The sequence below is a fragment of the Afifella sp. IM 167 genome, from assembly GCF_020144925.1.
In the GTDB taxonomy this organism is placed as follows: Bacteria; Pseudomonadota; Alphaproteobacteria; order Rhizobiales; family Afifellaceae; genus Afifella.
The window spans coordinates 341,754-354,472 of record NZ_NSLC01000005.1 but is presented as its reverse complement, the minus strand read 5'-3'; the positions used below and the strand labels follow the sequence as shown (position 1 = coordinate 354,472).

Genomic DNA, 12,719 nt, shown 5'->3' with positions numbered 1-12,719 from the left:
GCGTGAACCGGTGCTGAACCGCTACGGTGGCCGAACCTTCTCGACAACTTAAAGATTGGTCAGGCGCGGCCCGTGCCCACCTCGTCCGGGGCGAAACGGTATTCCTTGCCGCAGAATTCGCAGCGCACGCCGATGACGCCGTCGGCGGCGGCTTCTGCCAGTTCCTCGGGCGGCAGCTGCTCCAGCACGTTCTCGATGCGCTCGCGCGAGCAGGTGCAGTGATCCTGCAGCCGCGTTGCGTCAAAGACGCGCACCCCGCGCTCATGAAAGAGACGCACCAGCAGCCGCTCGGCCGGAACGGAAGGGTCGATCAGTTCCACGTCCTCGACGGTGTCGACCAGGGCCGCCGCCTCCACCCAGGCGTCGTCCTCCTTGTGCGCATCCGGCAGTTCCGCCTCTTCAGGCGCATCGCCCGGATGCAGGTCGCGCACCTTGATGCGGTCCGGCGAGCGGGGAAGGAACTGGGCAATCAGGCCGCCCGCGCGCCACGCCTGGCGGGCCTCGCCCGTCTCGGCGCGATCCATCACCTCGGCGACCGCCAGGCGCACGCGCGTCGGGATCTGCTCCGACTGGCGAAAATAGGCATGGGCGGCCGCTTCCAGGTTCTCGTGCTCGAGCGGCACGAAACCCTGATAGCGGTGGCCGCCGCGCCCCTGCTCGATCGTCATCGCCAGCGTGCCGCGGCCGAGAAGGTCGGCGCTGGAGGCGCGGCCGGCCTCGGTGACGGCCTCGACACGCTCGCGGTTGCAGGTGGCGGTGGCGCGGATCTGGCCGGGCGTGCGGATGTCGACGACGAGCAGCGAGACGGGGCCGTCCGTCTCGGCCTGCATGATGAAGCGGCCGGTATCCTTGAGCGAGGTCGCCAGAAGCGAGGCGAGCGCCACCGCTTCGCCCAGCAGCACCTTGACGGGCCGCGGCAGGTCATGGCGGGCAAGGATGGCATCGAGGGCCGGGCCGAGCGTCACCACGCGGCCGCGCACGTCGAGCGGATCGACCTGGAAGGGCAGTGCCCGGTCGTCCGGACCTTCGATCGGTTGAACCTCTTCTGCGCTCACTTCTGCTCCGAAAGACACCAGGCGAGGATCGCCTTTTGCGCGTGCAGACGGTTTTCCGCCTCGTCGAAGACGACGGATTGCGGGCCATCGATCACGCTTGCGGTCACCTCCTCGCCGCGATGGGCGGGAAGGCAATGCATAAATATGGCGTCCTTCTTGGCAGATTCCATGATCCGGTCGTTGACCTGATAGGGCTTGAGGAGGTTGTGGCGCCTGCCGCCCTCGTCGTCGCCCATGGAAACCCAGGTATCGGTGACGAGGCAGTCGGCATCGGCGGCCGCCGCCTGCGGATCGTCCAGAAAGCGCACCTTCGCGCCGTGCTCCTGCGCCCAGGCGATGGCGCCGTCCTGCGGGGCAAGCTCCGGCGGGCTCGCCACGTCGAGGGCGAAATCGAAGCGCTTGGCGGCGTGAATCCAGGAATAGAGGACGTTGTTGGCGTCCCCCAGCCAGGCGAACTTCTTGCCCTTCACCGGGCCGCGATGCTCCTCGAAGGTCATGAGGTCGGCCATCAGCTGGCACGGATGGGACCGGCGCGTCAGACCGTTGATGACCGGGATCGTGGCATGCTCGGCGAGCGCGGCCACCATGTCGTGGTCGAGGGTGCGGATCATGATGATGTCGACGTAGCGCGACAGGACCTTGGCCGTGTCGGAGACGCTCTCGCCGCGGCCGAGCTGCATGTCGCGGCCCGACAGGAGGAGCGCGTCGCCGCCGAGCTGGCGCATGGCGACGTCGAAGGAAATGCGCGTGCGCGTCGAAGGCTGGTCGAAGATCATCGCCAGCATCTTGCCGTCGAGCGGACGCGACTTGCTGCCGCTCCGCCGTTCGGCCTTGAGCCGCTTGCCGTCATCGAGGATGGCGCGCAGCTCGTCGGAAGAGACCTCGGAAAGGTCCAGGAAATGCCGTAGCCCCATTGCGCCCTCCCCTAAGCCGCCGCGGCGGAAGCGGAGGCCAGCGCCGCCTCCATGCGCGCGATGCCTTCGTCCATCTCCGCCTCGGAGATGACGAGAGCCGGCAGGAGGCGCACCACGTTGTCGCCGGCGCCGACGGTGAGCACGCCGTGATCGCGGAAGTGAGCGACAATGTCGGCCGGCGCGCCCTTCACCTTGAGGCCCAGCATCATGCCCTCGCCACGGACGCCTTCGATCAGCTCCGGATGACCGTCGGCGAGGCCGGCGAGCTTCTGCTTGAAGAGCAGGCCCTTGCGGCGCACCTCCGGCAGGAACTCTTCGTCGAGGACGAGGTCGAGGACGGCGTTGCCAACGGCCATGGCGAGCGGATTGCCGCCATAGGTCGAACCGTGCGTGCCGACAATCATCGCGTCGGAGGCCTCGGCCGTCGCCAGGCAGGCGCCGAGCGGAAAGCCGCCGCCGATCGCCTTGGCGATCGCCATCACGTCCGGGCGAATGCCGGCCCATTCATGGGCAAAAAGCCTGCCGGTACGACCCATGCCGCACTGGATCTCGTCGAGGACCATGAGAATTCCGTGCTCGTCGCAGAGATCGCGGATGAAGCGCATGAAGTCGTAGGGGACGGGACGGATGCCGCCCTCGCCCTGGATAGGCTCGATCAGGATCGCCGCCGTCTCGGGGCCGATCGCGGCCTTCAGCGCATCACGGTCGCCGAGCGGCACCTGGTCGAAGCCCGGCACGACGGGTCCGAAGCCCTCCAGATACTTCTTCTGGCCGCCCGCGGCGATGGTCGCCAGCGTGCGGCCATGGAAGGCGCCTTCGAAGGTGACGATGCGGTGCCGCTCCGGCGCGCCCTTGGCGAAATGATAGCGGCGCGCCGTCTTGATGGCGCATTCCATCGCCTCGCCGCCGGAATTGGTGAAGAAGACGCGCTCGGCGAAGCTTGCCTCGCACAGGCGCCGGCCAAGCTCTTCCTGACCGGGAATCTTGAAGATGTTGGAGACGTGCCAGAGCTTCTCCGCCTGCTCCTTCAGCGCCTTCACCAGATGCGGGTTGGCGTGGCCGAAAGCGTTGACGGCGATACCGCCCATCAGATCGAGATATCGCTCGCCCGAGGCCGTCTCGAGCCAGACGCCCTCGCCTCGCTCGAAGGCGAGGTCCGCCCGAGCGTAGGTTGCGTAAAGAGGCGACGAAACAGGTTCTGCGGCCGTCATGGCTTTCGTCCGTTCGAAATGGGGGTGAAAAAAACGAAAAGCCGCCCTCAAGGCGGCTCATCATCTTTACCATGAGGCCCGTTCGGCGCGCAATCCGGGCTCTCTGATGCCAGAGGCGGCCGCTTCTGTGGCATTCCGGACTCACTTTTGCCCGATAGCGGGGGAAAAGACACCAAATGGCGTTCGGACTCTTGTGGGCGAGTCACGCGATCTGTAGCTTAATAAATCGTTAAAGCACGATATCTCGTGCGACGGGCATAGTTCTCCCACTAGTTCTTGCGTCAGCGCAGGCCCTGCGGGTCCTGTGGCGGCAGAGGGATTCCGTCTCACACCGATGATGAGGGAGCCAAGACACCATGTCCTGGACCGATGAACGAGTCGATCTCCTCAAGAAGCTCTGGCAGGAAGGCCTGAGTGCCAGCCAGATCGCCGGCGAGCTCGGCGGCGTGACGCGCAATGCGGTGATCGGCAAGATCCACCGGCTCGGCCTTTCCGGCCGCGGCCAGCCGACTTCGACGATCAAGCGCTCGAGGCGCGCCCGCACCGCTCCGGCCGTGCGCCAGCGCCGCACGGTGACGATCGGCGCGACCGCGCTGCAGGCGGAGGAAGAAATCGAGATCGCCGCCGAGGTTCGGCCGACGCATTCCGTGGTCGTGCCCATTTCCAAGCGCCTCTCGATCGAGAAGCTCACCGAACGCACCTGCAAATGGCCGATCGGCGATCCGAGCGAGGAGGACTTCTACTTCTGCGGCTGCGATTCCCTCGAGGGCGTGCCGTACTGCGAGTATCACGCCGGGGTCGCCTATCAGGGCTCCGACCCGCGCCGGAAGCTCAAGCGAACGGCGCACGGCTAGGACAGCTCCTCCCTAAGACTGGCGTAACAAACTGGCGGGGCCTCGGCCCCGCCTTGTTTTTTCGGGGCTCGCCTATCGTGCGGGCCTAAACCTCCGCCGGCTCCTGCGCGCCGACCTGCCCGCCGCTGGGCGGCTGGGCTTCCGGGCCGGCTTCTGCCGCAGCGAGACTGACGCGGAAGGTGGCGCCCCTGCCGAGCGTGCTGTCGATGTCGAGACGGGCGCGGTGGCGCGTGAGGATGTGCTTGACGATGGCAAGGCCGAGACCCGTGCCCTGCTTCTCGCGGCTCGAGGCGACGTCGACCCGGTAGAAGCGCTCCGTCAGGCGGGGCAGATGCTCCTTCGATATGCCCGGGCCGAAATCGGTCACGCTCGCCACGACAAGTCCCCCGGCAGCGGAGGGAATGCGCTTCATCGCGACCTCAAGCCGTTCTCCGGAAGAGCCGTATTTCAGCCCGTTCTCGATCAGATTTTCGAAGACCTGGTGCAGTTCGTCCTCGTCGCCGAGGACCATGAGCGGCTCGCCTTCCGCATCAAGGGAGATGGCGACGCCGAGATCGGCCGCGAGCGGCTTCATGCCGTCGACCACGCGGCGCAGCACCTGGCCGAGGTCGACCTGCGTGCTCGGCCGCTGGTGCGCCCGCATTTCCAGCCGCGACAGCGACAGCAAGTCGTCGAGCAAGCGGCGCATGCGCTCGGCCTGTTCGTGCATGATGGCAAGGAAGCGGTCCTGGGCGACCGGATCGTCCTTCGCCGCGCCACGCAACGTGTCGATGATGGCCGAGACGGCGGCGAGCGGCGTGCGCAGCTCATGGCTCGCATTGGCGACGAAGTCGGCCCGCATGCGGGCGATCGCCTGGCGCTCGGTCACGTCCTCGAAAAGGACGAGAATGAAGGGCCCGCTGGCGGCGGCGTGATGCACGTGGCGCACGGAAACGACGTAGACGAGCTCGGCGCCGCTTCTTTCACGGAATTCGAACGTGGTCTCCTGCCCGGCCGCCGCCAGCCTCAGCGCCTCGCGCAGCCTCGGCGAGCGGATGGTCATCGACAGGGCGTCGCCGGCCCGCGCCTGGGCGAAGGCCTGCGACGCCGCCGCATTCGCAAAGCGCACGATGCCCCCGGTATCGAGAATGAAGGTGGGATGGGGCAGCGACTGGGCGACGGCCTTCATGCCCGTATCGGGCCAGAGGATGCGCGGGCGGGCGCCGCCGGAAAAGCGCCGGCCATTCCTTGGCTGTCGCGGCGCCATCGCCGTCGCCAGAGCGATGAGCAGGAAAGCGGCGAGCGAGAGAAGCGGCGGAACCTTGAAATAGACACTCGCCAGCACCGCCGCGAGCGCCGTCAGAAGCAGAGGCAGCCTTGCAGCTGCGAGCCGCATCAGCGGGGCCGGTCCCGTTTCCTCGACGTCGCCAGCGGATTCAGGATCTTCAGCCAATTGCATCGCTCTCGAAAAGGTCCGCGCGGCTGTGTAAACAAGCTGCGTGACAGGCTAGCGTCATCGAATCAACCTCGACAAGAAATAGCATGAACTCGCCGCTCTTCGATCTCGATGCACCCGAACCACCTGCCTGGGTGCGCGAGGGCGCCCTTACTTCGGGCAACTATCCCTACGCGAAGAAAATGAAGCGCCGCGCCTACGAGCAGGAGCTGCACCAGCTGCAGCACGAGCTGGTGAAAGTGCTGTCCTGGGTGCAGGCCAGGGAACAGCGCATCGTCCTCCTCTTCGAGGGACGCGACGCGGCCGGCAAGGGCGGCGCCATCAAGGTGGTGCGCGAATATCTCAACCCACGCCATGCCCGCATCGTGGCGCTGGCGGCGCCGACGGAGCGCGAGCGCGGCCAGTGGTACTTCCAGCGCTATGTGGAGGAATTGCCCGCCCGCGGTGAAATGGTCCTCTTCGACCGGTCCTGGTACAACCGCGCGGTCGTCGAGCCGGTGATGGGCTTCTGCACGAAGGCAGAATCGGAAAGCTTCCTGCGCGAGGCGCCCGACTTCGAGCGCATGCTGGTGCGCGACGGCGTCTACCTCTTCAAGTTCTGGCTGAATATCGGGCGGGAGATGCAGATGCTGCGTTTCCACGAACGGCGCCACAATCCGCTCAAATCCTGGAAGATCTCGCCCGTCGACATGGCGGCCGTCGGAGCCTGGGACGAGTTCTCGGCGGCGCGCGACAAAATGCTGGAGACGACGCACACCAACTATGCCCCCTGGTATGTGGTGCGGGCGAACGACAAGCGGCGCGCGCGTCTCAACCTCATCCGGCTGGTGCTGCAGGAGCTGCCGTACGACGGCAAGGAGCCTGAGACGATCGGCAAGGTCGACGATCAGGTCATCGGCGCAGGCGCCGGCTTCCTGCGGCAGAAGGAGGCCGGGCCGCAGCCGCTGGAAACATAGCGAGCTGGAGCCTTTTCGGCGGAAGCTCCGTTTGAGTGCAGCCCCTCAGGCGGCGCTGCGGGTTTCTTCCACCGCGCTACGCCGTTGATTGAGCGCCTCGAAATAGATCCGCTCGATCTGCTCGACCATGCCCTCGAGCGAGAAGCGCTCGCGCACCCCTAGACGTCGCTCGGCGGCTTCCGCCGCCAGCCGCGTCTCGTCGTCGAGCGCATCCTGAAGCGCACGGACAAGCGCATCGACATTGCCGGGCTCGATGAGGCGCTCATCCTCGCCAAGAAAGATCTCGGGGATGCCGCCGACATTCGTCGCCACCATCGGCATGCCGCCCGCAGCAGCCTCGAGCACGACATAGGGAAGCGATTCCGCCAGCGAGGGAACGACGATGGTGCGCGCCTTGGCAAAGGCCTCGCGGGCGGGCATCGGCGTGTGAAAGCTCACCTCCTCCAGCCCGTTGTCACGGGCAAAGCCCTTGCTGGCGGCGACCGCCTCCTCCTTGCCTCCGCCGACGATATGCGCCGTGATGGGCCGGCCGGCCTGCTTCAGCATCAGGAGCGCCTGAAGGAAAATCTCCACGCCCTTGGCGGCGCGCAGCTCGCCGAAATAGAGAAAGTCCGCCGGATCCCCGACCTTCTCGATCGGCCGGAATTCCTCCGGCTTCAACCCGTTATGAATGACATGCGCCGGGCAGCGCGGAACGCCGACCTTTTCGCGATAGGTCGCCGCCTCGAATGCGGAGACGTGGATGAGCCCGTCCGTCACCCTCTCCAGCAGCCGTTCAACGCCGAAGTAGAGGCGGCCAGGCGTCGAACGCGGGTCGAAATTGAGACTGCCGGCGTGGAGGGTGTAGAAGGTCGCGACAGAGCGGCCGGCGCGCCGTTCGGAGACCGCCGCCAGACGTGCAAAGACGCCCCCCTTGGCGCCGTGGCCGTGGATGATGTCGGGTTTCAGCGCGGCCGCATGCGCCCGCACGCGCACGAAGGCGCCAAGGTCGTTCGGGCGGATCGGCCGGTCCATCGGCGTGCGTTCCAGGCCGAGGGAGAGGAACTTGCGGATCTCGGCGAGCTTCTCGCATTCGAACGGGCCGCCGGTGATGGAATCGCAGATGATGCCGACATCGTGGCCCGCGGCGGCCTGCATCTCGGCAAGGTCGCAGACATGCCGGAAGACGCCGCCGACCGGCGCACGGAAGACGTGAAGGATTTTCAGTTTCTGCGCCGGCATCGCCCTATCCTCTCGATTGGGCGGCCATTATCGACAGGGTGCGATAAGAGCACGTTAATCGGCAGAGCCGGCCGGTGAGCGGCGCGGCAGGGAGCGGAAGATGGGTGCAACTGCGGCACGGAGCGAAAGCCACGACAGGGGCGCGCGCTTCGCCGACATGCTTGAGGGCTGGCGAGCCGACGAGAAGGCGTCGCGCATGCCGATCCTGATGGGGATCATCAACGCGACGCCGGATTCCTTTTCCGACGGCGGAGTGAATTTCGAGCGCTCCCACGCCGTCGCCACCGGGCGCCGGCTTGTCGAGGAGGGCGCGGAGATCCTTGATATCGGCGGGGAATCGACCCGGCCCGGGGGCGAGCGCGTCCCCGCGGAGGAAGAGGAGAGGCGCATCCTGCCGGTGCTTTCCGCGCTCGCCGGCGGCAGGGCGATCCTCTCGGTCGACACGGTAAAGGCTAAAGTGGCGGAGGCCGCGCTCCAGGCCGGCGCCGAGATCGTCAACGACGTACAGGGACTGAAGGGCGAGCCGGAGCTCGCCGAAGTAGCCGCCTCCTCGGGTGCCGGCCTCGTCATCATGCACAATCCCGCCCTTTTCGGCGCAAGAACGGGCACACAGGGCGATCCGGTCGCCGCCTGCCTCGCCTTCTTCGAGGGTTCGCTTGAAATCGCGGCCCGCGCCGGTGTGAAGGAGGACCGGATCGCGCTCGATCCCGGCTTCGGCTTCGGCAAGAGCGTGGAGCAGAACCTGGCGCTTCTCGCCCGGCTCGCCGAGCTTTCGCCGCTCGGCTTTCCACTCCTCGTCGGCACGTCGCGAAAGACCTTCATCGGCCGGGTCACCGGCCGCGAGGTCGATGCGCGCCTCTTCGGCACGCTGGCGACCGGCATCGCCGCGGCCGAAAGGGGCGCGGCGATCCTGCGCGTCCACGACGTCGCCGCCCATGCGGACGCGCTGAAGATGATCTCTGCTATCGAGAGCGAGGCGGGGCCGTGGCGGGAGCGGTGAAGGCCGTCCTCGGGCTCGGCGGCAATCTCGGCGATCCGGCGGAGGCTTTTCGGCAGGCGGCGGAGCTGCTTGCAACAGAAGAGGGGATCGAAATCCTCGCCTCGGCGCCGCTCTACCGGTCGGCGCCCTGGGGCAATACGGACCAACCGGAATTCCTGAACAGCGCGCTTCTGGTGGAAACGGAGCTTTCGCCACGGCAGATGCTGAAGACGATCCTCAAGGTGGAGCAGAAGCTCGGGCGCGTGCGCAGCGAACGCTGGGGGCCGCGACTCATCGACATTGATGTCCTCGTCTGGGACGAGGCGGAGATCTCGGAGGAAGCGCTCGCCATCCCGCATCCGCATCTCAGCGAGCGCGGCTTCGCGCTGAAGCCGCTCGCGGATCTGTGGCCGGAAGCGAAGGTGAAGGGACGGACCGCGCGCGCGTTGTTGGCGGAGGTCGACACCTCGGATCTCGTCGAGGCCGCGCCGGGCGGCTGGCACCGCGGCTGATTTCCCCCGCGCCCGCGTGCCCAAATGGGGCGCCCACGCGCGGGAAAAATCATAAAACAAGATGCCAGAGTGCGGGCGAGGCATATCCCTCATCCCGCTTCCTCCGGCAGCTACCCTCCCCCTCAAGGGGAGAGGGCGATGCGCCTATACGGTGCGCAGGGCAGTCGTCCCGGCTACATGCCGAGACCGCCGATGCAGACGTATTTGATCTCCAGATAGTCGTCGATGCCGTATTTGGAGCCCTCGCGGCCGAGACCGGATTCCTTCATCCCGCCGAAGGGTGCGACCTCGGTGGTGATCACGCCCTCGTTGACGCCGACGAGGCCGTATTCGAGCGCCTCGGAGACACGGAAGGTGCGGCCGAGATCCTGCGTATAGAAATAGCAGGCAAGGCCGAAATCCGTGTCATTGGCGAGCCGGATACCCTCTTCCTCGGTCTCGAACTTGAAGAGCGGCGAGACCGGGCCAAAGATCTCTTCCTTGGAGAAGCGCATGTCCGGGGTGGCGCCGGCGATCACGGTCGGCTCGAAGAAGCTGCCGCCGAGCTCGTGGCGCTTGCCGCCGGCGACGATGTTGCCGCCCTTGTCGACGGCATCGGCGATCAGCTCCTCGACCTTCTCGACCGCGCCTTCATCGATGAGCGGGCCCTGCTGCGTGCCTTCCTCCAGGCCGGAACCGACCTTCAGTTCCTTGGCGGCGGCGGCGAATTTCTCCGCGAAGCGGTCATAGATGCCGGCCTGCACGTAGAAGCGGTTGGTGCAGACGCAGGTCTGACCGGAATTCCTGTACTTGGCGGCGATGCCGCCGGCGACGGCACGGTCGATGTCGGCGTCGTCGAAGACCAGGAACGGCGCGTTGCCGCCCAGCTCCATGGAGACCTTCTTGACCGTATCGGCGGCCTGCTTGAGGAGCACCTTGCCGACATCGGTGGAGCCAGTGAAGGTCACCTTCTTCACCACCGGGCTCTCCATGATGGCGCCGCCGATCTCGCGGGCCGAACCGGTGACGATGTTGACGACGCCGTCGGGGATGCCGACCTCCTGGCACAGCGCACCCCAGGCGAGGCCCGAATAGGGCGTCGCGGTCGCCGGCTTGACCACCGCCGTGCAACCGGCCGCGATTGCCGGGCCGATCTTGCGCGACAGCATCGAGGACGGGAAATTCCAAGGGGTGATGGCGGCGATGACGCCCACCGGCTGCTTGGTCACCATGATGCGGCGGTCGGCCCAGGGCGAAGGCACCATGTCGCCGTAGACGCGGCGCGCCTCCTCGGCAAACCACAGGACATAGGCGGCGCTCATGCCGACCTCGCCCCTCGATTCGGCGAGCGGCTTGCCCTGCTCCATCGTCAGAAGCTCGGCGAGCGGATCCTGGTTGTCCATGATGGCGTCGTGGAGGTCCCGCAGAAGCTTGGCGCGCTCGGCAGCCGTCGTCTTCCTGAAGCTCTCGAAGGCTTTTTCGGCCGCGGCGATCGCCCGCTCGGTTTCCGCCTTGCCGGCATTCGGCACCGTGCCGATGGTCTCGCCCGTGGCCGGATTGACGACGTCGATGGTCTTGCCTGAATCGGCACCGACCCATTCGCCGCCGATAAGGTTGGCTTCGCGCTTCCAGAAATGCGCCTTCTGCAACATGTGGTCCTACTCCTGTTTCATTGCGGTGATCGCATCGGCCTCGGCGATCAATTCGTCGGAGATCTCGATACCATTCTTTTCGGCCTCGCGTCGAAGCGCCTGCCTGCGGCGACCCGGAACGCGCGCCTCGCCGTCACCGGCGATCTGACCGGCAAGCTCGGCGAAGCGCGCCGTGGCGCCCGCCCCGAGCGAGGCCGGATCGATGGCGATGATGAGCTGGCCGACGCCCGGCGAGCTCCCCTCCGCATCGAAGAAGGAGCTTGCCTCGGAGGCGTAATTGGAGCCCGTCAGGCCCGCGGCAAGCATCTCCACCATCAGCGCAAGCGCCGTGCCCTTGGCCTCGCCCAGCGGCGCCATGGTGCCCGCCAGACCCTCGGCCGGATCGGTCGTCGGCCTTCCCTGGCGATCGAAGGCCCAGCCTTCCGGGATCCGGCCGCCCTGCTGTTTGGCCGCCATGACCTTGCCGCGCGCCACCTTCGAGAGGGAAAGGTCGATCACGACCGGTTCCTCGCCCGCAACCGGCGCGGCAAAGCCGATCGGATTGGTGCCGAAGAGAGGCTTCTTGCCGCCCCAGGGCGCCATGGCGCCGGGGGTGTTGGCGAACATCAGGGCGATCAGCCCCTTCTCGGCAAAGGCCTCCACGACGAGGCCGACGACGCCACAATGGCCCGAGCGGCGGATGCCGGCGAGCGCAACGCCCTGCCGGCGCGCCATCTCGGGAAGTTCCTCCAGCGCAAGATCGATCGCCGGGTAGGCAAAGCCGCTGGCGGCATCAATGGCAAGGACGCCCGGACGCATGCTCTCGCCGCGCGGGACGGCGTTGCCGTCGACCTTGCCGGAGCGCGCCTGCGCCGCATAGGCGGACAGACGGCGCATGCCGTGCCCGGCCTGCCCCGCGGCCTCCGCGCCGGTCAGCGCCCGCGCCACGGAAGCGGCGTTCGTCTCGTTGGTGCGAGAGGCGACGAGGGCGCGGCGGATGAGGTCGTCGATCTCGGAGAGGGAAAGGCGCGCCATCACCTGGCCCCTTCAAGATGAGCGAGCACCTTGTCGGCCGTGACACCGGAGACGCGGGTGTTGGATTCCACCGTCAGGCCGGCGATGTGCGGGGTCAGGATGACGTTGGGCAGGCCGGCGAATCTGGCTCCCGCCGCAGCGGTCAGCGGCTCGTTCTCGAAGACGTCGAGCGCGGCGCCGGAGAGTTGGCCTGCCTCCAGCGCCTCGGCGAGGGCCTCTTCGTCGACGACGCCGCCGCGGGCGGCATTGATGAGGATCGCGCCTGCTTTCATTTTCGAAATCGCCTCGCGGCCGAGGAGATGGCGCGTCTCGCCCGTCAGCGGCACATGCAGGCTGACGACATCGGCCTCGGCGAGAAGCGCCGGCAGCTCGGCGCGGCGCGCTTCGTTCCAGGCCTTGCTGGTGGCCGGAATGTGCGGGTCGAAGGCGACGATCTCCATGCCGAGGGCGCGGGCGCGCGTGGCCGTGGCGCGGGCGATGGCGCCGAAGCCGACGAGGCCCAGCACCTTGCCGCTCATTTCGCGGCCGGACATCAGCGCCTGCCGCGGCCAGTCCCCGGCGGCGACGGAGGCGGCGTCGGCATAGGCACCGCGCAGAAGGACGAGCGTGCAGGTGACGACGTATTCGGCGACGGAAAGGTCGTTGGCACCGGTCGCCGGATAGACGGCGATGCCGCGGCGCTTGCAGGCCTTCGTATCGATGTTGTCGAGCCCGACGCCGAGGCGGCCGACGCATTCGAGCCCGTCGGCCTCGGCGATCAGCGCCTCGGTGACCTGCGTGCGGTTGCGCACGATGAGGGCACGCGCCTCGGCGAGCTCGGCCTTCAGCCGCTCCGGCGCATCGACCAGTCCCGGATCGTAGAGGGTGGAATAACGGGCGGTGAGGCGCGCGACGGCAACCTCGTCCATGAATTCGGCAATAACGATGTCAGGCATGG

Annotated in this window: 12 protein-coding genes; 4 read left to right on the top strand and 8 right to left on the bottom strand. The window is 67.2% G+C overall.

Annotated features, from left to right (window positions below):
- Positions 1–59: 59 nt before the first annotated feature.
- From CLD20_RS11395 to CLD20_RS11385, 3 genes are read right to left on the bottom strand one after another with little or no spacing between them, the layout of a single operon-like run.
- Positions 60–1,055: an Hsp33 family molecular chaperone gene (locus CLD20_RS11395; RefSeq protein WP_224406739.1), complete on the bottom strand. Its 996-nt coding sequence runs from the start codon at positions 1,053–1,055 to the stop codon at positions 60–62.
- Positions 1,052–1,969, bottom strand: coding sequence for an ornithine carbamoyltransferase (gene argF, locus CLD20_RS11390; RefSeq protein ID WP_224406738.1), 918 nt, complete (start codon positions 1,967–1,969; stop codon positions 1,052–1,054). Before argF ends, CLD20_RS11395 begins: the two co-directional genes overlap by 4 nt.
- An 11-nt stretch (positions 1,970–1,980) precedes the next feature.
- Entirely contained in the window at positions 1,981–3,180 is a 1,200-nt protein-coding gene (locus CLD20_RS11385; protein WP_224406737.1) for an aspartate aminotransferase family protein, read from the bottom strand.
- 356 nt (positions 3,181–3,536) lie between these two features.
- Here CLD20_RS11385 and CLD20_RS11380 point away from each other — a divergent pair, with 356 nt between their 5' ends.
- Positions 3,537–4,034, top strand: coding sequence for a GcrA family cell cycle regulator (locus CLD20_RS11380; protein WP_224406736.1), 498 nt, complete (start codon positions 3,537–3,539; stop codon positions 4,032–4,034).
- 85 nt (positions 4,035–4,119) lie between these two features.
- On the opposite strand, the gene CLD20_RS11375 is transcribed toward CLD20_RS11380, so the two are convergent.
- Entirely contained in the window at positions 4,120–5,466 is a 1,347-nt protein-coding gene (locus tag CLD20_RS11375) for an ATP-binding protein (protein WP_224406735.1), read from the bottom strand.
- 89 nt (positions 5,467–5,555) lie between these two features.
- On the opposite strand from CLD20_RS11375, the gene ppk2 reads away from it, so the two are divergent.
- Positions 5,556–6,425: a polyphosphate kinase 2 gene (gene ppk2, locus CLD20_RS11370; RefSeq protein WP_224406734.1), complete on the top strand. Its 870-nt coding sequence runs from the start codon at positions 5,556–5,558 to the stop codon at positions 6,423–6,425.
- A gap of 45 nt (positions 6,426–6,470) precedes the next feature.
- On the opposite strand, the gene CLD20_RS11365 is transcribed toward ppk2, so the two are convergent.
- Complete coding sequence (locus CLD20_RS11365; RefSeq protein ID WP_224406733.1) at positions 6,471–7,646, bottom strand: glycosyltransferase family 4 protein; 1,176 nt, start codon at positions 7,644–7,646, stop codon at positions 6,471–6,473.
- Between the two features lie 100 nt (positions 7,647–7,746).
- On the opposite strand from CLD20_RS11365, the gene folP reads away from it, so the two are divergent.
- Both folP and folK read left to right on the top strand, forming a co-directional pair.
- The gene (gene folP / locus CLD20_RS11360) at positions 7,747–8,646 is read left to right on the top strand and encodes a dihydropteroate synthase (RefSeq protein ID WP_224406732.1); all 900 of its coding nucleotides are present in this window, start codon (positions 7,747–7,749) and stop codon (positions 8,644–8,646) included.
- Positions 8,631–9,137, top strand: a complete 507-nt coding sequence (gene folK / locus CLD20_RS11355) for a 2-amino-4-hydroxy-6-hydroxymethyldihydropteridine diphosphokinase (RefSeq protein ID WP_224406731.1) — start codon at positions 8,631–8,633, stop codon at positions 9,135–9,137. Before folP ends, folK begins: the two co-directional genes overlap by 16 nt.
- A gap of 173 nt (positions 9,138–9,310) precedes the next feature.
- Here the strand turns inward: folK and CLD20_RS11350 are convergent, their stop codons facing one another.
- The 3 genes from CLD20_RS11350 to CLD20_RS11340 are packed head-to-tail and all read right to left on the bottom strand — an operon-like array spanning position 9,311 to position 12,717.
- Positions 9,311–10,768, bottom strand: a complete 1,458-nt coding sequence (locus CLD20_RS11350; protein WP_224406730.1) for an NAD-dependent succinate-semialdehyde dehydrogenase — start codon at positions 10,766–10,768, stop codon at positions 9,311–9,313.
- A gap of 6 nt (positions 10,769–10,774) precedes the next feature.
- Positions 10,775–11,782 (bottom strand): Ldh family oxidoreductase, encoded by a 1,008-nt coding sequence (locus CLD20_RS11345; protein WP_224406729.1) that lies wholly within the window; start codon positions 11,780–11,782, stop codon positions 10,775–10,777.
- Complete coding sequence (locus CLD20_RS11340) at positions 11,782–12,717, bottom strand: NAD(P)-dependent oxidoreductase (RefSeq protein WP_224406728.1); 936 nt, start codon at positions 12,715–12,717, stop codon at positions 11,782–11,784. Before CLD20_RS11340 ends, CLD20_RS11345 begins: the two co-directional genes overlap by 1 nt.
- Between the last annotated feature and the right edge of the window lie 2 nt (positions 12,718–12,719).

What these genes read in the sequence shown, in the direction of transcription:
- argF (WP_224406738.1), bottom strand. Translation starts at nt 1,969, where the DNA reads ATGGGGCTACGGCATTTCCTGGACCTTTCCGAGGTCTCTTCCGACGAG.
- CLD20_RS11385 (WP_224406737.1), bottom strand. Translation starts at nt 3,180, where the DNA reads ATGACGGCCGCAGAACCTGTTTCGTCGCCTCTTTACGCAACCTACGCT.
- CLD20_RS11380 (WP_224406736.1), top strand. Translation starts at nt 3,537, where the DNA reads ATGTCCTGGACCGATGAACGAGTCGATCTCCTCAAGAAGCTCTGGCAG.
- ppk2 (WP_224406734.1), top strand. Translation starts at nt 5,556, where the DNA reads ATGAACTCGCCGCTCTTCGATCTCGATGCACCCGAACCACCTGCCTGG.
- CLD20_RS11365 (WP_224406733.1), bottom strand. Translation starts at nt 7,646, where the DNA reads ATGCCGGCGCAGAAACTGAAAATCCTTCACGTCTTCCGTGCGCCGGTC.
- folP (WP_224406732.1), top strand. Translation starts at nt 7,747, where the DNA reads ATGGGTGCAACTGCGGCACGGAGCGAAAGCCACGACAGGGGCGCGCGC.
- CLD20_RS11350 (WP_224406730.1), bottom strand. Translation starts at nt 10,768, where the DNA reads ATGTTGCAGAAGGCGCATTTCTGGAAGCGCGAAGCCAACCTTATCGGC.
- CLD20_RS11345 (WP_224406729.1), bottom strand. Translation starts at nt 11,782, where the DNA reads ATGGCGCGCCTTTCCCTCTCCGAGATCGACGACCTCATCCGCCGCGCC.
- CLD20_RS11340 (WP_224406728.1), bottom strand. Translation starts at nt 12,717, where the DNA reads ATGCCTGACATCGTTATTGCCGAATTCATGGACGAGGTTGCCGTCGCG.